Annotated in this window: 21 protein-coding genes, 7 pseudogenes and 1 riboswitch; of the genes and pseudogenes, 23 read left to right on the top strand and 5 right to left on the bottom strand. The window is 32.8% G+C overall.

The window, feature by feature from the left end:
• The first annotated feature begins 432 nt into the window (after positions 1-432).
• Positions 433-1,512, top strand: coding sequence for an NAD(P)H-dependent flavin oxidoreductase (locus V179_RS0109270; RefSeq protein ID WP_028391193.1), 1,080 nt, complete (start codon positions 433-435; stop codon positions 1,510-1,512).
• A gap of 406 nt (positions 1,513-1,918) precedes the next feature.
• Here the strand turns inward: V179_RS0109270 and V179_RS0109265 are convergent, their stop codons facing one another.
• Positions 1,919-2,650, bottom strand: coding sequence for a DUF3888 domain-containing protein (locus tag V179_RS0109265; protein WP_028391192.1), 732 nt, complete (start codon positions 2,648-2,650; stop codon positions 1,919-1,921).
• 311 nt (positions 2,651-2,961) lie between these two features.
• Between V179_RS0109265 and V179_RS32425 the strand changes: the two genes are divergently transcribed.
• The 20 genes and pseudogenes from V179_RS32425 (at position 2,962) to V179_RS0109180 (ending at position 13,871) form a co-directional block, all read left to right on the top strand.
• Entirely contained in the window at positions 2,962-3,135 is a 174-nt protein-coding gene (locus tag V179_RS32425) for a spore germination protein (RefSeq protein ID WP_084552291.1), read from the top strand.
• Between the two features lie 494 nt (positions 3,136-3,629).
• Complete coding sequence (locus V179_RS32015) at positions 3,630-3,761, top strand: hypothetical protein (RefSeq protein ID WP_268745185.1); 132 nt, start codon at positions 3,630-3,632, stop codon at positions 3,759-3,761.
• Positions 3,700-4,089: pseudogene (locus V179_RS32420) on the top strand (SMI1/KNR4 family protein). The gene V179_RS32015 and the pseudogene V179_RS32420 overlap by 62 nt, the downstream one beginning before the upstream one ends.
• Positions 4,090-4,238: 149 nt before the next feature.
• Positions 4,239-4,568 carry a helix-turn-helix domain-containing protein gene (locus V179_RS0109250; protein WP_028391191.1) on the top strand — a complete coding sequence of 110 codons (330 nt, stop codon included), beginning with the start codon at positions 4,239-4,241 and terminating at the stop codon, positions 4,566-4,568.
• Positions 4,569-4,621: 53 nt separating this feature from the next.
• Complete coding sequence (locus tag V179_RS30660) at positions 4,622-5,131, top strand: IS3 family transposase (protein ID WP_161632341.1); 510 nt, start codon at positions 4,622-4,624, stop codon at positions 5,129-5,131.
• Positions 5,131-5,294 (top strand): annotated as a pseudogene (locus tag V179_RS32415) (DDE-type integrase/transposase/recombinase); the annotation flags it as partial. The gene V179_RS30660 and the pseudogene V179_RS32415, both read left to right, overlap by 1 nt.
• 17 nt (positions 5,295-5,311) lie before the next feature.
• Positions 5,312-5,389: pseudogene (locus V179_RS32640) on the top strand (IS3 family transposase); the annotation flags it as partial.
• Positions 5,390-5,697: 308 nt separating this feature from the next.
• The gene (locus tag V179_RS0109240; protein ID WP_028391190.1) at positions 5,698-6,312 is read left to right on the top strand and encodes a YdhK family protein; all 615 of its coding nucleotides are present in this window, start codon (positions 5,698-5,700) and stop codon (positions 6,310-6,312) included.
• Positions 6,313-6,569: 257 nt separating this feature from the next.
• Positions 6,570-6,887, top strand: coding sequence for a hypothetical protein (locus V179_RS0109235; protein WP_028391189.1), 318 nt, complete (start codon positions 6,570-6,572; stop codon positions 6,885-6,887).
• Between the two features lie 342 nt (positions 6,888-7,229).
• Positions 7,230-7,745 carry a DUF6141 family protein gene (locus tag V179_RS0109230; protein WP_028391188.1) on the top strand — a complete coding sequence of 172 codons (516 nt, stop codon included), beginning with the start codon at positions 7,230-7,232 and terminating at the stop codon, positions 7,743-7,745.
• Between the two features lie 514 nt (positions 7,746-8,259).
• Complete coding sequence (locus V179_RS32405; protein ID WP_407637248.1) at positions 8,260-8,673, top strand: CPBP family intramembrane glutamic endopeptidase; 414 nt, start codon at positions 8,260-8,262, stop codon at positions 8,671-8,673.
• Between the two features lie 365 nt (positions 8,674-9,038).
• The gene (locus V179_RS0109220) at positions 9,039-9,548 is read left to right on the top strand and encodes a DoxX family protein (protein ID WP_028391186.1); all 510 of its coding nucleotides are present in this window, start codon (positions 9,039-9,041) and stop codon (positions 9,546-9,548) included.
• 243 nt (positions 9,549-9,791) lie between these two features.
• A pseudogene (locus tag V179_RS27615) lies at positions 9,792-10,334 on the top strand (GNAT family N-acetyltransferase).
• Between the two features lie 57 nt (positions 10,335-10,391).
• A pseudogene (locus tag V179_RS32010) lies at positions 10,392-10,536 on the top strand (antibiotic biosynthesis monooxygenase family protein); the annotation flags it as partial.
• A gap of 97 nt (positions 10,537-10,633) precedes the next feature.
• A riboswitch (cyclic di-GMP riboswitch) is annotated at positions 10,634-10,716 on the top strand.
• A 35-nt stretch (positions 10,717-10,751) separates the two neighbouring features.
• Positions 10,752-10,916, top strand: coding sequence for an aspartyl-phosphate phosphatase Spo0E family protein (locus V179_RS27605; RefSeq protein WP_034300951.1), 165 nt, complete (start codon positions 10,752-10,754; stop codon positions 10,914-10,916).
• A gap of 223 nt (positions 10,917-11,139) precedes the next feature.
• Positions 11,140-11,544, top strand: coding sequence for a DUF3139 domain-containing protein (locus V179_RS0109200; protein ID WP_028391185.1), 405 nt, complete (start codon positions 11,140-11,142; stop codon positions 11,542-11,544).
• 137 nt (positions 11,545-11,681) lie between these two features.
• Positions 11,682-11,990, top strand: a complete 309-nt coding sequence (locus V179_RS27600) for a DUF4190 domain-containing protein (RefSeq protein WP_051404903.1) — start codon at positions 11,682-11,684, stop codon at positions 11,988-11,990.
• A gap of 261 nt (positions 11,991-12,251) precedes the next feature.
• Complete coding sequence (locus V179_RS0109190; protein WP_028391184.1) at positions 12,252-12,671, top strand: GNAT family N-acetyltransferase; 420 nt, start codon at positions 12,252-12,254, stop codon at positions 12,669-12,671.
• A gap of 362 nt (positions 12,672-13,033) precedes the next feature.
• Positions 13,034-13,171 (top strand): annotated as a pseudogene (locus tag V179_RS31300) (IS110 family transposase); the annotation flags it as partial.
• Between the two features lie 73 nt (positions 13,172-13,244).
• A complete protein-coding gene (locus V179_RS0109180) occupies positions 13,245-13,871 on the top strand; it encodes a cysteine hydrolase (RefSeq protein WP_028391183.1) in 627 nt (208 codons plus the stop codon).
• Between the two features lie 231 nt (positions 13,872-14,102).
• On the opposite strand, the gene V179_RS32400 is transcribed toward V179_RS0109180, so the two are convergent.
• On the bottom strand, positions 14,103-14,198 hold the full coding sequence (locus V179_RS32400; protein WP_082527743.1) for a histidine kinase dimerization/phospho-acceptor domain-containing protein: 96 nt from the start codon (positions 14,196-14,198) through the stop codon (positions 14,103-14,105).
• 441 nt (positions 14,199-14,639) lie between these two features.
• Here V179_RS32400 and V179_RS0109175 point away from each other — a divergent pair, with 441 nt between their 5' ends.
• Complete coding sequence (locus V179_RS0109175; protein WP_028391182.1) at positions 14,640-15,437, top strand: phosphotransferase; 798 nt, start codon at positions 14,640-14,642, stop codon at positions 15,435-15,437.
• A gap of 318 nt (positions 15,438-15,755) precedes the next feature.
• Here the strand turns inward: V179_RS0109175 and V179_RS0109170 are convergent, their stop codons facing one another.
• Both V179_RS0109170 and V179_RS0109165 read right to left on the bottom strand, forming a co-directional pair.
• Positions 15,756-16,370 (bottom strand): YczE/YyaS/YitT family protein, encoded by a 615-nt coding sequence (locus tag V179_RS0109170; protein WP_028391181.1) that lies wholly within the window; start codon positions 16,368-16,370, stop codon positions 15,756-15,758.
• Positions 16,367-17,068: a YjjG family noncanonical pyrimidine nucleotidase gene (locus tag V179_RS0109165; protein ID WP_028391180.1), complete on the bottom strand. Its 702-nt coding sequence runs from the start codon at positions 17,066-17,068 to the stop codon at positions 16,367-16,369. Before V179_RS0109165 ends, V179_RS0109170 begins: the two co-directional genes overlap by 4 nt.
• Before the next feature lie 77 nt (positions 17,069-17,145).
• On the opposite strand from V179_RS0109165, the gene yeiL reads away from it, so the two are divergent.
• Positions 17,146-17,817: a transcriptional regulator YeiL gene (gene yeiL, locus V179_RS27590; protein ID WP_051404902.1), complete on the top strand. Its 672-nt coding sequence runs from the start codon at positions 17,146-17,148 to the stop codon at positions 17,815-17,817.
• A 561-nt stretch (positions 17,818-18,378) separates the two neighbouring features.
• Here yeiL and V179_RS0109155 read toward each other — a convergent pair.
• Positions 18,379-18,636, bottom strand: a pseudogene (locus tag V179_RS0109155) (MATE family efflux transporter); the annotation flags it as partial.
• Between the last annotated feature and the right edge of the window lie 176 nt (positions 18,637-18,812).

Raw genomic sequence — 18,812 nt, 5'->3', positions numbered from 1 at the left:
TCTGAAATTTACTATTTAGAAAAAATATTAATTTTTCTAAAAATTTCACAAAGATTAAATATATAAGACCGTATCGTATTATAACCAGATAAACTTAATATTTCAATATATTTTTTATTTTATACCCTAATTATTAGAACCTTAATTTAAATCTGTCTAGCTATGTAGTTTGTAATCCTTCGAAAATACAAGTATACGCACAATATCTCTTAAACTGAGGAAGTTTGATGACGAGTAAAAATATGAAAATTAACCTGAATTTTCGATTTCGAGATAAACGCCTTAAACCCTTGATGTGACTAGGATTGGGCATTTTTTAATTGGATGTAGAATCTTCCGTAAAAAAGTAATATAATAAATACATCTTTATAATTCTGAACTTTAATTCTCTTTATAATTTTAAAATGATAAAGACAGGAAAGGGGAAGAAAGATGATTACTTTACAAACACCTTTATGTGATGTATTAAATATTAAATATCCTATTATACAAGCTGGCATGGCTGGAGGCTCTACGACAGTGGAACTAATAGCGAATGTATGTAATGCCGGAGGATTGGGAAGCTTGGGTGCTGCGTACATGATGCCAGACGACATAAGGAAGACAATTAGGAACATTAAGCAGCATACAGATCGCCCATTTGCGGTCAATTTGTTTTGTGTAGAGAACATCATCAATCCAAATGAAAAGAAACACGAACACGAGGTAAAAGAGGTGTTATTAAGCCTCGGAAAGAATCTAGGCATTAAGGAAGATCATATACAGTTCCAAACGCCTGACCTGTTTAACGAGAGGTTTCAAGTTTTAATAGAAGAAGAAGTACCAATCATAAGCACGGCTTTTGGAATTTTACCAGTTGATAAAATGGAAGCTGCAAAACAAAGAAAAATAAAGGTAATCTCGATGGTTACTACAGTTAAGGAAGCAATGATTGCAGAAAAAGCAGGAGCTAATGTCATTGTAGCTCAAGGTAGTGATGCTGGTGGTCATCGAAGTACATTTGATATAAAAGAGCACCCACAGGGAGCAAATATAGGAACTTTTTCACTCATTCCGCAGGTAGTTGAAAATGTCAATATACCAGTTGTAGCTGCTGGAGGGGTCATGAATGGAAGGGGATTAGTGGCAGCACTTGCTTTAGGTGCTCAAGGTGTTCAGATGGGGACAAAGTTCTTGGGGTCAAAAGAGTCAGGCATTCATCCTCTCTACAAGAAGGCTCTGTTTAATAGTACAGAAGAAAATACCGTCATTACGAAAAACTTTTCAGGAAGGCCTGCGAGAGGAATAAAAAATAAATTTATCGGAGAATTTGATCGGACAGGTGTTCATCCTTTAGCTTATCCTATTCAAAATACAGCAACCAGTAACATTAGAAAAGAAGCCTTCAAACAAAATCAAGTTGAGTATATGGCCCTGTGGGCTGGTCAAGGTCTTCGATTAATTCATCATGAGAATCATGCTGAAATGATCATAAAGGAACTTATGGACGAGGCTGAGAAAATCTTGGGATAAGTGAAAGTATTTATTATTTAGGGGCAGAGGACCTCTTGAACTAAAGGAGCATTAGTGCAACAAGAATTAATGGATTTTAAGATTGAGATCCTATTTTAGATATTCCAGAAAAGGGCGCTATTCTGAAAATGAAGTGACCCCCAAAATTTAGGCACGATATTAAGTTAAGCAGCTACGGAGGATTGAATTCGGTATTGTACCGGACTCAATCCTTTTAAATTCTCTTAACGTTGTAAATGCGCGTTTGCTGTTGGTACCCATGGCGTTATCCCATACTGAAGAAACCCAGTTAATCTTCACATGTAAAGGTAATGTAGCTTGATTTTAAAGCTGCATGTGCAAATTAGGACTTAAAATAAGTGCAAATTATCAGGCAAAGTGACAAGTCTTGATTTCCCAAAATTTTTTATTCATGTTTAGTTTCCTTATTTGAATTTCTTAATTCTATCTTAGTCCATTCTTCTTTTGGAATGTCTCTATGTTTAAATTCAACAACCTCAATTTGGCTTCCTTTTATTTGAAAAGTAATTGTTTCTTCACCATAAGGCGGATTATGTGCCCCCTCAAAAGTTTGAACTTGAACAGTTACATACAAACTGAAATTTGTCTCATCCTTCTCTATTTTAAGGATTTTCTCGAATCCCCGATCCCACAGCTTAGGTTTATAATACGTTTCAATAGCTTTGCTTATTGGGTCTACTAAGCGTTCAATCAATGCTTCTTTAAGTAATTGTTTTGGAACCGGTATTCTGTTAATTTTTTTTCTTTTAACATCAACAATTTCCCACATATCTTTTAACGGACCACTTGTTTGTTTTTCAACAGTATAAAGTACATTTGTTCCATCTTTTTTCCAAAGGTGAACAAAACCTTTGTTTCCCTTGATATATAATCGTGGTTCATCAATCCACTCTTCTTCCAACTGAATAATTGTAAAAAATAATTGGGCAAGTGGTGTTATTTTATAACCCAGCTGATTAAAATCACCAAATCCATAGAGTCGATAACCCGTTAAGTCAATATCGAAATCCATATTACCATTATTGCTTCTTTGTACAGTTGCATGGGCTGTGTAAGGAACTAAGATACTCAAAAGAACTAAAATAATCACAGAAATTTCGGCCAATTTCACTCTCAAATTCAATCACCTCAAATATATATTGTGACAACGGAGGTCAATTTATTTTTTACTCAAGGCAAAAACCTTGTTCAAGAAAAGGGCCATATTGTTGAACAAGAAAATGGAGATTGTGAAGAACTGTACTCAAACTAACGGAGCAGGTCAATGCAAAAATAAAGTGGGGGTTAATTCTTCAAATATAATGAGCTAATTCCATAAAGACTCAGTTTTTGTAAAAATTGCTACGGTGAATGATAAAAACAATTACAAAGTATAAGCAATAAAGTGCTTGTCCGAATAGAATACACTATCAAGTAAACAGAAAAGGAATGTTATGTATGTCTATATTCTTAGCACCAATTAATATTAACAATATTAATGGTTCAGCAATTGTTCATTTTGGTCCTGTAGCGTTTATTTCTCCCAAGTCAGTAGAGAAAACTATAGAAGGCTCGGGTTCTTCAAATAAGGGAGCTCTTATCTTCAATTATGAATGGTCTTGATACTATAAATACACATGCTCTGGTCAGCCTCAAGTTGAAAATCAACAATTAAAATGGCTGAAGAAAAACTCATTATTGAACAAACGGGTGCGTTAGTTCAACAAGACTTAGTAATGAAGATCTTTAATAATCGGGCGTTTTTCTGTAACAAGGAACAGCGCCTATTTTCATTAAAGGGCCATTATATTGAATAAGAGGTTGCATAAAAATATCACATTTTTAGGCAGCTGCTGGGCTTATTAAAAAGCATAAAAACTCTATATATCAACATTGTATAAATTCATGCATAAATGATAAAAAATGAACAAACACCAAATCCTTGATACGCATGGATTTTTCAATTTTAAGTACTTCTTAAAATTTACCTAATGCTAACTAAAAATGTATACAGTATACATGTAACCCTTTGGATCTTCTTCAACTAACAGACAGGTTGGTTGAAGAAGGAATAGTGGTAAAATAAATGTAAAAATGGATTGTTCGGAGGAAAATAAATGTCGATAAATAAAGCTCTAGAAATTATAGAAGAGAACCAAAAAGTAGCTGATTTTATTGGTGAAATTGATGAACAAACAATTATTGATGCAGAAAATAAATTTAAGGGTGAAATTTTCTATAAGTTATAGAGAGTTTCTAAAAAAATATGGTTTGGGAGATATTTTTGGACAAGAAATTTATGGTCTAGATGAAACGGGAATCCCGAATATGATTTGGATTAGCAAAGAATAAAGTAAAAAAGAAAATTTGCCTAATAATCTAATTTGCTTTTATTTCGCTGATAATGGTGAATATTTCTGTCTAGATTGCTCCAAAGTACAAAGTAATAATGATGACGATGCACCTGTTGTTTCGTATAACAGTGGACTTCCAATAAAGGAACAACCATTTGAAATGATTGCAAAGAACTTTAGAGATTTTTTATCGGACCTAATAATCAATTCTCTAGAGGATTAACTGCTTTATAAGAGGGACTGCATATATTTATTGATAAGTGCTTTAATTCAATAAGTAGCATAAAAGGATCTTCGTTGTTTTGTTATTATCCCCCTATAGTAGACAGTAAAAAGAAAGGATTGTACTGTCTTCTATGGAGGGGATTTTTTATGGGAAAAATTAGAACAACCTATAGAAAAGAAATTAAGCTAAAAGCGATTAATTTATACCAAAAGAAAGATATGGGTATTAGATCAATTTCCAAAGAGTTAGGGATTGGATATACAACTGTGCAAAGGTGGATAGCTCACTATAAAAGAGAAGGAATTCAGGGGTTAGAGGAAAAGAGAGGAACATATCGTAGCCCACTGAAAGGTGGACTTAAAAAAGACTATAAAAGTGATACAGAAAAAATAAGTCGATTAGAAGCAGAGAATGCCTATTTAAAAAAGCTCTTAACTGCGAAAAGGGGGATGATACCGGAAAAGAAAAATCAATAGAATACAAAATAATTCATGAACTTAAAAATCAATTTACAATCATCATGTTATGTATGATAGCAGGTGTTTCAAAGAGTGGCTATTACAAATGGCTAAAACGCCAAGAAAACCCAACAGATAAGGATTTGGATGATCAATCAATCGTAACTAAGATTTTGGAATGCCAACAAGATCCTGATATTAATTGGAGCTACGGTTACCCAAGAGTTAAAACTTGGCTTAAAAAGACGTATGGTTTGAATGTTAATCATAAGAGAATTTATCGTTTAATGAAAGGGAATGGAATTAAAGCGAAGATACGGAAAAATAAGTGGAAGCACTTTGGACGAAAAGAAAAATATGCCGTTTCAGAGAACCATTTAAACAGAGAATTTTCAGCTACACGCCCAAATGAAAAATGGGTAACAGGTAAAACCTATCTCCTATTTAACGGAAAGAAAATCTATTTATCTACGATACTAGACCTATACAGCAATGAGATTATTTCATATAAAACAAGTGAAAGAAATGACCTTAAACTAATAGCTGATAAAGTAAAAGTGGCCGTAAAAAAAGAGATGTAAAAGGGCTCCTATTACATAGCGATCAAGGATTCCAGTACACCTCAATAAGATATAACCAACTATTAAAAAGATACAATATTAAGCAAAGTATGTCTAGAAAAGGAAATTGTTTAGATAACTCATGAAATGGAGAGTTTTTTTAGTCACTTTAAAACTGAATGTTTTTACCGTTACCAATTTGAGACCTCAAAAGAGGTTAAGGCAGCAGTAAAAAATTATATTAAGTTTTATAACAATAAACGTTTTCAAAAAAATTAAATAACCTCAGCCCTACTAAATATAGAGCTAAGGCTGCCTAATAAGTGAACCTTCTTATTAATTGTCTACTTGACGGGGATAAGACCATTTTGAAGGTCCTTTTTGAATGCCGATAACATCCGATTATGTAAACTAAAAATGTATAGAGTAATCATGTTTTCCTTAAAAACCTTATTCAACTAAAGAGCCAATTAATAAAATAAAGTATATCTAAATTTTTGGTAATGCTATAATACCGTATGGGGGTATATTTTAAGGGGAATGGTTTGTAAGAAAAAATCTAAAATATTTGAGTGGAGGTTGTAACGATGAAAAGAAAGCAATTAATAATTGGGTTGCTTGTTTTAGTGACAACTATGGTCTTAGCAGCTTGTAGTGGAAATGAAGAATCGGCTCCAAATGATGACACCAATACAGAGACTAAATTTCACGAAAATATGGATATAAATGAAAAAGATTCTAATGCCCATTCAGGTCACGAAGGAATGAATCATTCGGGTTCAAGTGATGTACCAGAAGGCTTAAAAGAAGCAGAAAATCCTACCTATCCTGTTGGAAGCCAAGCTATTATCAATGCTGAACATATGTCTGGAATGAATGGTGCTGAAGCTACAATATCCGGTGCCTTTGATACAACAGTTTATGCTGTTACATATACTCCAACAACTGGTGGTGAACCAGAGGAGGATCATAAATGGGTGATTCACGAAGAAATTGAAAATGCTGGTGATGAACCATTTCAACCAGGTGATGAAGTTGTATTGAACGCTAAACATATGGAAGGTATGGATGGTGCTACGGCTGTCATAGATACAGCAGAAAAAACAACCGTATATATGGTAGATTACACTGATACTGAAACAGGAGAAAAGGTAACCTATCATAAATGGGTAATAGAAAGTGAACTTTCTCCAGTTGAATAAATACTAAGAAACAATATAACCCTATTGTTATTCGTGATTAATTGTTAATTCGAAATAAGTATTTCTTCATAATCGAGCGATTAAATTGAACAATCATCACAAAAGGATCTTCAATTGAAGATCCTTTTTTATTGCCTATAAGAGATTTTATGTTAACTAGGTTTGCATAGAGTATTCATTTAATCCGTTAAGACCTTATAATATGAGCTTAATAGGTTAGTTAAAGAAGGGATTTACTTTAATATGGAGTTTTGTTTATGAAAATTATCTTATTTCTTGAGGCAAGTAACTCAGCAGAAGTAAACAAACACTTAGATAGTTTTAAGAAGTTTGCTGCTAATTATAAGGTCTTGATGTTAGTTTCTAAAATAGAAAAGTATTGGAATATTGATGATATGTACAAAGTTTTTCTTGATATAGATAAAGCATTTGAATTTAATGTAAAACCATTGCTAAATAATATTGCATCTAAGTGGATGGTACTTCCCGACGAATTTTTAGCATCAAAAACTATGAATGGCTGTGAAATTTATGTTCCAAACCTTTATAGGATAACTCTTGAAATAAATAATTAGAAAACGCCTTTGTTAAGATAAAAGGGACATTTCTAGAGAAGTAGTGAGATTAGAGGTGAAATACACTTGTCCTTGATGTGGTTATAAAACATTAAACGAAGATCTTTTTGATACCGATAACACTCAATTATGTTAACTAAAAAATTAGAAGTTATTTAAACATCTGATTCTAAAAAGTTCTGCAATAAACAACAGTTGAAATAAATTAATCGGTCTTCAACAATTGGGCGCAATTCCAGAATAAGAATTACGCTCTTTCTTCATGTATAGGGCCAAATTGTTGAACAACGTATGTTAAAATTGAAGCAGAAAAATAAACCGTTAAGGGAGCGATAGGCTTAAATGGAACGACAAGAACACGTTATTTTTCGTGAAGTTCAGCGCCCTCGGCAAATTTGGGTATGGGTTTTAATTTTACTGATTGCAGCATTCATGTGGTTTAACTTCATACAACAAGTCATCTTTGGCATTCCAGTAGGTGATAATCCAGCTCCGGATGTAATTTTGGTGCTTCTCTGGCTTGTTTTCGGAATTGTATTTCCACTGTGTCTGCTAGGATTCATGAAATTAATAACTGAGGTGCGTAGGGATGGTCTTTATGTCCGTTATGTGCCGTTTCATATTCACTATAAGTCATTTTTATTTAAGGATATGGTTCGTTATAAGGCCATTACATACCGTCCACTTGGACGGTTTGGAGGTTGGGGCATACGTTTTAATGCCAAAGGCGAAACAGCCTATAATATGAATGGGAATCAAGGAATAGAATTACAATTAACAAACAATACTGTGGTGATAGGATCTCAAGATCCGGATGGGTTGGTAAAAGCTCTGGATTCGGCGCAAGAGACTCAATGAGATAGTAATGTTCCATAATCGGGCGCATTTCTTGAAAAAGAATTGTGCCTTCTTTAGCTATAGGGACATTTAATGGAATAAGACCTTCAAACAAAAATGGATATTTAAGTGAGATTGTGCAGACTAAACTAAAGAAGCAGTTAAAGATGTCTTTATTAAACAAAATATACTTTTAGCTTTATTAACTGTGCTATTTTTTTGGGGTATTATTGTTATCTCTTATAAAAGTTGGATAAGTATAGGGTTTATAGTTTTCTTCCTTCTAATTATCTGCATTATAAATGTTGAATATCGTTTTTTATCCTCACTCTTTACAGCTTTTCTAGTGAGTTTTTTACTTTATCAACTTACAAATATATTCTTAGCCACCTATGAAATTTCCAGAGAGTTAAGGATTCTGTTAAATAGAGGCTCAATTTTTATTATTGTTGTTGGACTGTGCGTTGTTCACCTCTTTAACAAGAAGAAAATATCGTTCTTTAACAATAAACCTAATTTGAATAGTCGTATTGTTATGCCTTTTCATTCCATAAAATTATCTTACTTTCTACTAATTGGAATAATTATATCTGGTATATCATTCATCCCATTTATTCTCCAGCAAGAATTTAGTTATATTAAATCAATGTTAATCTTTTGTTTATTGTTTTCAATCATCAACGCAACTCTTGAAGAACTTATATGGCGTGGTTTTATGTTATCAAGTTTGAAAAAGTATGTTTCCACTACAAGTGCAATTATCATGACAGGCATCGGTTTTGGTTTACTACATCTTGCTGTTGGAATACCTTTCATAATAAGTTTACTTTTTTCTTTTGTTGGATTTTTTTATGCTTTTGTCGTAATAAAAACCAATAGTATATACACTGCAATAATATTTCATTTTGTAATAAATATTGGAATGGTTTTTAGCGGTTTAATTCTTTAACTATTAAACTAACGAGCACTATACTTTAATAACGATCTTCAACAATCGGGCGAGGTTCTTCTATAAAGAAGATCGCTTTTTTTCATTATAGGGCCATTTTATTGAATTAAGGTTACATATAATTCAATCCTACATAAAAAATAAATTGTGACAAGTTGATTCCCCTAGATGCCCAAGAGGAGTTAAAAAAGTTGTATAAACTATTCATCTCTTTCTATATATCTTTAATTGTTACCTCTTATTGCAACAGGAGGTTTTTGTAACATATCTGTTACATATTTTTCATATAAACGATAATGATAATCGTTATCGTTTATAGTATTATATCAATTAGTGATTAATTTTTAATATTTAGGAGGAAAAGTATGTTTATTGATTTTCTAAGAGAAAATAAAAAGATCTCTATACTTTTAGCTGTGCTACGTGTATATCTCGGATATACGTGGATTATGGCTGGTTGGGGGAAGATAGCAAGCGGACATTTTGATGCTTCTGGTTTCTTACAGGGTGCGTTAGCTAAAGCAACAGGAGAACACCCGGCTGTTCAGGGTTGGTGGGTTGTTTTTCTAGAAAACGTAGCCATTCCTAATGTAGAGATATTCAATACTTTAGTACCTTGGGGAGAATTACTAGTGGGAATAGGTTTATTGGTGGGTTGTTTCACTAAAATAGCAGTATTATTTGGACTGATTATGAACTACTCTTATCTGTTTAGCGGTACGACAAGTACCAATCCACAACTTGTTTTATTATCTATGTTTATTCTCGTTTCTGCTGTGAATGCAGGAAAATATGGGATTGATGGTATGATTATGCCAACTCTTAATGAAAAACTATTTGCCAACAAAACAAGAGAGAAAAGAGCAGCTGTTTAGTTATAAGTAGTTTGGTGTTGAACTAACTTGCGCTTATATTAAGTATCATCGAAAAAAATAGAAAGCACCTTTAACCTTTATGTATATGTATACTAGAAAAAGTGGTAATCAACAGCCTACAAACGGGCGCGATTCTTCAATAAAGAGGATCGCTTTTTTCATTATAGGGCCATTTTGTTGAGGAAGAAATAGGTCACATAATAAAATTGAATAAAGAAAAAAACATAGAGGAGAAATGTTTTAATGATTGAATTAAAGTATTTTGAACGCACGGATTTAAACAACTTATCAAGTGGGTCAATTCACCTCAATTCTTACTCATTGGGGTGGGCCTGCATTCCAATATCCCTTATCAGAGAATCAATTAGAAAAGTATATTGAGAATGCCAATAGAGATAACTTGGATACCTTAGTATATAAGGTAAAGAAACCGGTAGTGTTATTGATCATATCTCTTTGGAGAAAATTGATCGAAAAAATAAGTCTGCAAGAGTTGGAAAAGTCTTGGTAGGTGATAAAAATGTAAGAGGAAAAGGAATTGGTCAGCAAATGATGAAAGAAATTCTCAAAGTAGCATTTGAAGATCTTAATTTACATAGAGTTAGTCTTGGTGTGTTTGATTTCAATGTATCTGCAATTGCTTGTTATGAAAAGGCTGGTTTTACAAAAGAAGGATTACATAGAGACTCTAGAAAAAACGGTGATGAATACTGGAGTTTATGGGAAATGAGCATTTTAGAATATGAATTTATGACCAATAGAAGATCATCTAATATTCCGTTATAGGGCTAGTTATTTGGAATACTGATCGGTGATGCAAATAGAAAAACGGGAGGTTTTACAATGATTCTTGAAGGCGCAATGTTACAAGTAAAAGAGGGAATGGAGGTGGAATTTGAAGAGGCTTTCAGTAGGGCGTCACATATCATTTCTTCAAAGAAAGGGTACTTACCTCACGAATTGGGAAAGTTGCATTGAAACTAAGGGAAATATTGGTAAAGATCCATGAATCCACCCTCTTGACAATTATTCTGATAGCAACAACAAAATGCGACAAATTTCGGAATCTAAATACAGTAATATATAACGAGAAAAGGCAAACTTATTGAAAAATAAGGACGCAAAACTACAGATCTAAAGTTTTAACTATGATGGCTGAGTTGCCTAAAATAACGTACATATTTTAGGAGGATACCTTGTTGAATGGTACTTACAGAAATGGACGATTTAGAAAACAGGATCAATGAATTGAAAAAGGAATTAATCCTGATTGCAAAGGAAACAGGCTTAAATAGCCACGACACCATTAATTGCAGTCAAAAATTAGATCAGCTTATCGTGGATTACCAAAAACACCTACAAAATTAAACTAATATCATCCCCGTATTAGTATAAAAATCCACTTTTCAATTATAGGGTGCTTTTTTGTAATAGGGAACAGCGCTATTTCCATTATAGGGCCATTTAATAGAATAATAATTTCTGATATAATTGGATATTTATGTTAAATCCTAAATAACAATGGATTCATTAATGAATAATGGATGATAAAAGCGTTATTTTTTAAAGTTCTAAAAAAGGCGGGGGAATTTTGAAAAAAACTAAACGTTTGATTCTTTTATTATTCATCGGAGTTATTATAGGAGGGCCTTTTCTCGTTTATGATATATTTTATGGTAATCCTAGTCGCTCCTTATTAATGGAAAATGCAACAAAAAAACACCTTCTTAAGCTTGGATATAATTCCGATGAATTGTTAGAAGTTAAAACATTCTATTCAATGAAGAAAGATACAGGTATAAAAAGAACGCGCGCCCGTGTCATCTTTAAAGATGAACCGGAAGAAAAATATGTATACATCCAGTACGAAAAAAACAGAGAAATTCAACAAGGTTGTAGTTACTTTAACACAGACACTAATGCTTACGAAAATGAATATACCGAAAAAAGGAAACACATGGTGAGAGACTGTATAAATACACTCTTTTCAATGTAATTTTTCTAGTCCGATTCTAATGGGCAATAAAGAGCAGCTATTCAATAAAAGGGAGCTATTATGTAGCAAGATATGCGCCCATATTAATGAATTGGGTCATGTTGTATAGCAATGTCAATGTTAGGAGGTGTTTATGAATGGTTGAAAAAGCTCAAACAAATAGTAAATCGGTGGCTTCTTTAACCCTTGGGATTCTTTCCATTATAATACCAATAATTGGAATAATACTTGGTATTATCGGAATTGTATTTTCTAGAATGGGAAAAAGGGAAATTGAGAAAACGAACGAGAATGGAAGGGGATTGGCAACCTCTGGATTTGTTTGCAGTATCGTTGGAATCGTAATTCAGACGTTATGGATATTGTTAGCTATTGTATCTTACTTCTCATACTCTAATGTGGAGTTTGAATTACAATTCATCTCAACCCAATTTTTATTTGGATAATAGTTGCTGAACTACACTGATGGAACTTGGTTCAGAAATTTTAGTCTTCAGCAATCGGGCGCGTTTCTGTAATAAGGAACAGCCCTATTTCCGCTAGATTGTTGAATAGCGCGTTAAATTGTAAAGCGTAGATTGTGAAGAAATGTACTTAAACTAACGAAGTAGTTTAGTGTAAGAAGGAAAACCTTGATTTAAACCTATATTATATAGAATGAAAATTATGTTATTATTATTTATATAAAAGAAAGTGAGAGTGAAAATATGAATATCAGAGTAGCAAGTGAATTAGATTACCCTGATTTAAGACTTATATACCTAGAATCTCGTCGTAAAAGTTTTCATTGGGCAGATATAGAAGAAATGACTTTAGAAGACTTTGATAAGCATACTGTAGGAGAGTATATAATATTAGCAGAGGAAGATACTCATATCCTTGGATTTGCTTCTTTGTACTTGCCAGATAATTTTATACATAACTTATTTGTTCACCCTGATTTCTCGGGTAAAGGTGTTGGTGGTCAATTGGTTAATGCCGCCATAGAAAAAATGAATAAACCATTAAGATTGAAATGTGTATCTGAAAATCAAAAAGCGATGAAGTTTTATGAAAATAATGGTTGGAAGAAAGTTGTTGAAGAAGGTAAACCAGAAGAAAAATATTGGGTTATGGAATATGAATAAAATAAATAATTGAGGCTGATTTATTTTTTTGATGTTAAGCTAACTGGTGCGTTAGTTCTACAAGCTAAAGGCAACAATCATCATCATTATCTTGATATTCCACAATCGGGCGCGATTCTTCAATAAAGAAGATCGCTTTTTTTCCGTTATAGGGCCAGATTGTTGAACAATACCTTTTAAGAAAAATGGGTATCTATGTTAATAATTAGAAGAGCTTGTGAAGAAATGTACTTAAAGTAACGAAGCAGCATTCCTGTAATAACTGAAAATGAGATTTGAACGAAAAAAGACCTCTTGATAAGATGAATGTGTCCTGAGCTGGCCAGCTAAAATGGACAAAACATCTAATTGGAGGCCTTACAATGAATTATAACCAAAATCATAAAATCTCTCAAATTACTTCTGAAACCTTAATTATCGGAGTAGATATAGCCAAACATAACCACTTTGCGCGAGCGCAAGATTTTAGAGGAATGGAGCTTAACTTCAAAATTTCATTTTCCTAAGGAATTTTTAATCAATGTAGTTCATATAATGGATAAGTGAAAACATATTAAAGGTGGGGAAAATTCTATGTTTAAACCAAATCCCGCGAATACTGCAATAGTTATTACTGACCCTCAAAATGACTTTTTGTCTCCAGGCGGAAGAGGATATCATTTGACAAAGGCTAACATTAAACAGAATAATACTTTAGCTAACTTGGAACTACTATTAAGCACTGCCCGTAGTAAAGGTTATCAGCTCTTTGTTTCCCCGCACTTTTTATATCCACATGACTATGATTGGCAGTTTACAGGGAACGAACAAGAGATGTTGATTAGTTTGCGTGTTTATCAGAAATTAAATCAATATAGTCCTCCAACTCCGGAAGCCGATTATGTTCCAACTTTAGCTCCGTATATCTGGGATAAAACATCCGTCATTGCAACACCGCACAAGGTGGCCAGTCCTCAGACAAATGATCTGGTCTATCAACTAAGGCAACGCAGAAAAGAACAAGTAATTTTGGCTGGGGTATTATCAAACGTATGTGTTGAATCGCATATGAGAGATTTAATCGAAAATGGCTTCAAGACAGCTGTTGTTTACGATGCAACTGCCACGATTAGTGAAAACGATTTTCATGCTGCTGTTACGAACTACCGAGCTTTCAGTAGTGCTACATGGACAACAAGTGAAGCCATTTCAAATATGTAATGATACTCTTAAAAAGGCATACTAAAGAAGAGATTATTCTTTGATTAATTGTAATGTTGCAGCCTTTAGGTGCTTTCATTAACGATATCCAATAAGTCCATTCTTATAAAATTTAGATTCAATTACAGTGTGTTTCATTAGATCGATTTCCACCATATCCATTACTAGTTCTTGAATCTCTCCATCATCTTGTAGCACTTTTTCAAATATCTAAATGATCTTGAGACAGACCTACTTTTCGATGACTGCTTCCAACTTAAACATCACAGCAGTTATGGGTGATTTAAGCTCATGCGATATAATAGCAACAAATTCACTTTTATTCATACTTCTTTATTAGCTAGTTCAATATCACCAATAACTTTGATTTTACTTGAACAAGATACTTTTAATGGTATTGAACTCAGAGGAAATGATGTATTCTTTTGGGGTGTTGTAATAGACAGAATAGTTTAATAAATACATAAAACTCTCTTTGTTTTTTAGAAATATTTAGTAATATCTAAAATGGAGATGTAAAGAAAGGGGAATCTATATTACACATGTGGAATAATTTGAAATGATTTGTTAATTGAATAGAGAGACGATGGCGGTTCTTGATTTTAAGGATACGTTTATTTGTCTATCTGAAATCATTCAAGGGATTCATGGTGTGGACAATTAAATTCCCATTACCAAGCAGATACCTTTGTATATCTGCTTTTATTTATGGGTAAAAATACATCTCTATTGGCACAATCATAGCGTCCCTAAATGGGGGGAATTTTAATGACAAGTCAGTACGAAAAGGAAGAAATGCTAACAGGAGGAAATATCTCAAACGTATATCGCTCGGGTGACACTGTGCGACGAGACTTAAAGGCAAATGGCATTAAAATTCATAAGTTATTTAAGTATTTGGAAAGTGAAGGTTTTGAATACGCACCGAAGTTTTTAGGTGTTGATGAAAAAGATAGAGAGATATTATCATTTATTGAAGGAGAAGCTGGTAATTATCCTTTAAAAAAATATATGTGGTCAAATGATGCTTTAAAAGAGATAGCTAAAATGCTTCGTCTCTATCATAATGCTGTGAGTGATTTTCCAATCGAAGAAAGTTGGCGACCAATCGATAACACCCCTCAGCCATTTGAAGTGCTATGTCACAATGATTTTGCCATCTATAACATTATTTTTAATCACGAAAAGCCAGTAGGTATTATTGATTTTGATCTTGCTGCTCCTGGTCCAAGACTTTGGGATATAGCCTATACTCTTTACACTTGCGTTCCTTTAAGTAGACTTTATCATACTGAAACAGGTGAGGCAGTTTATTATGAACCATTAAAGGATGCCGACCGTATAAAACAAAGGGTTAAATTATTTTTTGAATCGTATGGTATTGAGGGAATGGAAAAAGGTTTTTTAGAGATGGTGTTGCTACGAGTAGAAGGATTATGTAAAACCATGCAAAGGAAAGCCGAAGAAGGAGATTCGGCGTTTCAAAAAATGATTGATGAGGGACATTTTGAACATTATCAAAAGGAACTTCAATTCATTCGCAAAAACGGAAAAGAATGGATTTAAAAGGTTTTGAACTAAATGAATAGTAATAGCGTTAGGCCTAGCAGGTTTGACGCTATTTTTGTTAATGTTCTTCTAAGGGACAAAATTCCTGTAATAAATAAAGTTGAAAAGGCAAGTTTGTGAAGTGTTGTACTTAAACTATAGGGTGCGTTAGTTCATTAAGAAGGCCGCCAATTGGCGGCCTTTGTAGTTTTACAAAAAAGATTGATCATTTAGAATAAAGTTCGTAATTTATATTAAAGTTTGATAAAAATAACCTCTTTGGATTCTTATCCGTAAGAGGTTATTTTTTAGTCATGCTTTTTGTTGAGTATTTGGTTACAGCTGATAGTTTTCAAATTTCAATCGTGTATAAGAAATAATGCCGGACAATAAGAAGAAGCTGATAATCGTTCCTTCTCGAATATTGATTGGTAAATTGTAAAGTAGTGATATTGTTATTGATAGAATAATGGAGAATAAATCGACACAATATCTGTATTGAGAGAAAGAGCGTTTTGTTAATTCGGCTATTCGTAAACATAAACTTTCAATAGGAAAAGGAATAATATCTAATGATAAAATAATGCCTGTAGTTCCACCGGCTAGTATCGCACCGAAAATAAATAGTCCGATTCTTACAAAATAATTCTCTATGTGAATCGTACCGAAAATAGTATAGAGGAAAAAATTAATAACCATTCCAAAGAACAAGATGGAAATGAACATCAAAGTAAATTTTTTAAAATCCTTTTTTTCGCATAAGCAGATATAACCGATTAGAAAAATAAGATTTGCAATGAATGTAATTGTACCAACTTTGATGGAAGTCCATTCTGATATGGATAAATTCATCGCATTAAAACTGCTTACTCCAACATCTGCTTTTAATGTAAGACTAATGCCAATAGCACTTACTATATAGAGTAGAATCGATTGAATGACTTTTTTCATGAATTTTCCTCTAATAAGTCCATTATTTGCATTAAATTTGGTATCGTATATGTGCTCTTAGGAGAACCTGATTTAGGCATGCTTCTATTAGGGTTAAACCATACACAATCAATTCCGACATTGATAGCTCCCTGAATATCCGATGTTAAACGATCACCTATCATTAAAAATTCTTCTTTACGGCTTGTATGCAGGGCATCAAAAATATAGTAAAAGAAATGGGGATTCGGTTTTTCATAACCAATTTCTTCAGAGATAAAAAGTTGTTCAAAATATCCTTGTAGCTTGGCATCTACTAATCTTTTTCTTTGAGTCTTTCCTACACCGTTTGTTCCAATATATAATTTATATTCTTGTTTAGTTAAAGCATTTAATAATTCATGTGCATGGGTAACGGTCTTATGTCCTTGGTTTAAATGCTCACGGTACATTGCTTCAACTTTTGCTCCGTTTCCATCTATATGAAATTCCTTCAAAAAAAGTGAAAAACGCGTTGTCAGCACTTCTTCACGAGAAATCAAGCCTTCCTCTAATTGATGCCATAAACCATCATTAATGCGCTTATAACATGCAATGGTTTGTTTGTTATAGGGCAGCTCGTATCGCGTAATAATTTGTTTTAAAGCCTTTTCTTCTGAATCTTGAAAATCAAGTATCGTATCATCTAAGTCAAAAATAATATGTTTGTATTTGTTCATTCCTATCCACCTCTTGGTAGTAATATATCGAAAGTAAGAATATAATAATAGGAGATATCTCATATTGAGGTGATAAAATGGAAAAAATCAATTTGAAGGATTACGCTGAAAATTTTGTAGATATATATAATGATATTCAAGAAACTTTTCCGAAAGCAGTTTTAAATCAGGCTTTTATATGTAAGTTTTCTTCTAATGAATATATAGTGCGCTTTGATGAAGATATTCAGTACTTATTTTTATTATTAGATGGGCGGGCAAAAATATATATAGTACACGAAAATGGAAAACGTGCACTGATTCAGTTTCTAAAGAAAAATGATTTTATTGGTGAATTATCCTTGATTGAGGTGGAAAAGAATTTAAAAGATGTTGTGGCTATAGATGACTGCACTTGCTTAGCGTTTCCATTGGCTTCATCAAAAGAGCATCTGTTAAATGACAATCTTTTTCTCCATAATTTATCAAAATATTTAGGTGATAAATTACTTAAAAGAACGGATCATTACACAGATATGCAGGATTACGAATTCAAAAATCGATTGGCGAAATATATTCTTCAAATAGAAAACAATGGATGCTTTCAAGAGAAGCTTACCGAAACAGCAGAATACGTGGGGGTAAGCTATCGACATTTATTATACACACTTAACCAATTCCATGAAGATGGATTGTTAGATAAAAAAGGAAGAAAATATTTTATCATTAATAAAGAAAAGTTAGTAAGATTGAGTTCAAAAAAGGGTTAATTTAGTTTGATTTGATAACTTGAAATATAAACAAGTTGTTTCACTTTTTTCATATTACAGGCCCTTATGTTAGTAACAGGAAGACAAATTGGCTTAAAAGTATATTTATTTTTTCTTTGAGGATTTATACTTTACATAACACTGCATAGAAGGGAACCCATTATTTATGAGCCCTGTAAGATTTTTTATTTATCAATTCATCTTATTTATCGCACTTCTTCTTCTCAATGTCTATTCTGACCCATACATCAGCAAACCATTTTCTCTTGTTGATTTAATAGCAATATGTATAACAGCTCCTATCTTTATACTGCTTATCAGCCTGATAGGTAAGTTATACATACGTTTCAATACCAGGTTACGAAACAAGGTCTTACTCTCTATAACAGCTTTTATTTTAGCAATCATATGTTTAGTGATAGTAGAAATTATTTGGTTTGAAATAAAAGGGGAGATGTTAATCAACTAACTTGTGCTTTACCTCAACAAGGGTAGAGCACCTTTTTCTTATTCAAGTAACGAAGCAGGTTAGTTGAGGAAGAAATCCTTCGTTTTTAAAAGATTTCCTCCACCAAAAGACGGCCCTATCAATATCGAACTTCCCGAACCAATCCCTACCGCAAAAGATATAAGGAAAAAGTATAATGGAAAGAAAGCAGAGATTGCGACTAGTGCATCTACCCCAAGTTTTTGACCAACAATCATCATACCAAAAACTTGTCTTATAGATTGTAGGACACTCGCTAACATGATTGGTATGAGAAACGCAATCATTGGTTTGATAGCCATTTTACTATTTTCAATAATTGATGTATTCATTTACATTTTAGCTAAATTTATAAATTTTATTTTCTCGTTCCGCTAAGCGATTGAATTTGTTTCAATTGCTTATTTTTTATGCATCACCGCATTGTTTCTGAATAAAAAAGCAAACGTAAATTAAAAATGTTTGTTTTATAACAAACGTAGTAATATAATGTTTGTGTTAGGTCGAT

This window comes from Bacillus cihuensis, from assembly GCF_000504145.1.
Lineage (GTDB): Bacteria > Bacillota > Bacilli > Bacillales > DSM-1321 > Peribacillus > Peribacillus huizhouensis.
Note: the sequence above shows the minus strand (reverse complement) of the source record. Positions and strands in the feature narration are given on the sequence as shown.

What these genes read in the sequence shown, in the direction of transcription:
- V179_RS0109270 (WP_028391193.1), top strand. Translation starts at nt 433, where the DNA reads ATGATTACTTTACAAACACCTTTATGTGATGTATTAAATATTAAATAT.
- V179_RS32425 (WP_084552291.1), top strand. Translation starts at nt 2,962, where the DNA reads ATGTTATGTATGTCTATATTCTTAGCACCAATTAATATTAACAATATT.
- V179_RS32015 (WP_268745185.1), top strand. Translation starts at nt 3,630, where the DNA reads ATGTCGATAAATAAAGCTCTAGAAATTATAGAAGAGAACCAAAAAGTA.
- V179_RS0109250 (WP_028391191.1), top strand. Translation starts at nt 4,239, where the DNA reads ATGGGAAAAATTAGAACAACCTATAGAAAAGAAATTAAGCTAAAAGCG.
- V179_RS30660 (WP_161632341.1), top strand. Translation starts at nt 4,622, where the DNA reads ATGATAGCAGGTGTTTCAAAGAGTGGCTATTACAAATGGCTAAAACGC.
- V179_RS0109240 (WP_028391190.1), top strand. Translation starts at nt 5,698, where the DNA reads ATGAAAAGAAAGCAATTAATAATTGGGTTGCTTGTTTTAGTGACAACT.
- V179_RS0109235 (WP_028391189.1), top strand. Translation starts at nt 6,570, where the DNA reads ATGAAAATTATCTTATTTCTTGAGGCAAGTAACTCAGCAGAAGTAAAC.
- V179_RS0109230 (WP_028391188.1), top strand. Translation starts at nt 7,230, where the DNA reads ATGGAACGACAAGAACACGTTATTTTTCGTGAAGTTCAGCGCCCTCGG.
- V179_RS32405 (WP_407637248.1), top strand. Translation starts at nt 8,260, where the DNA reads ATGCCTTTTCATTCCATAAAATTATCTTACTTTCTACTAATTGGAATA.
- V179_RS0109220 (WP_028391186.1), top strand. Translation starts at nt 9,039, where the DNA reads ATGTTTATTGATTTTCTAAGAGAAAATAAAAAGATCTCTATACTTTTA.
- V179_RS27605 (WP_034300951.1), top strand. Translation starts at nt 10,752, where the DNA reads ATGGTACTTACAGAAATGGACGATTTAGAAAACAGGATCAATGAATTG.
- V179_RS27600 (WP_051404903.1), top strand. Translation starts at nt 11,682, where the DNA reads ATGGTTGAAAAAGCTCAAACAAATAGTAAATCGGTGGCTTCTTTAACC.
- V179_RS0109190 (WP_028391184.1), top strand. Translation starts at nt 12,252, where the DNA reads ATGAATATCAGAGTAGCAAGTGAATTAGATTACCCTGATTTAAGACTT.
- V179_RS0109180 (WP_028391183.1), top strand. Translation starts at nt 13,245, where the DNA reads ATGTTTAAACCAAATCCCGCGAATACTGCAATAGTTATTACTGACCCT.
- V179_RS32400 (WP_082527743.1), bottom strand. Translation starts at nt 14,198, where the DNA reads ATGAATAAAAGTGAATTTGTTGCTATTATATCGCATGAGCTTAAATCA.
- V179_RS0109175 (WP_028391182.1), top strand. Translation starts at nt 14,640, where the DNA reads ATGACAAGTCAGTACGAAAAGGAAGAAATGCTAACAGGAGGAAATATC.
- V179_RS0109170 (WP_028391181.1), bottom strand. Translation starts at nt 16,370, where the DNA reads ATGAAAAAAGTCATTCAATCGATTCTACTCTATATAGTAAGTGCTATT.
- V179_RS0109165 (WP_028391180.1), bottom strand. Translation starts at nt 17,068, where the DNA reads ATGAACAAATACAAACATATTATTTTTGACTTAGATGATACGATACTT.
- yeiL (WP_051404902.1), top strand. Translation starts at nt 17,146, where the DNA reads ATGGAAAAAATCAATTTGAAGGATTACGCTGAAAATTTTGTAGATATA.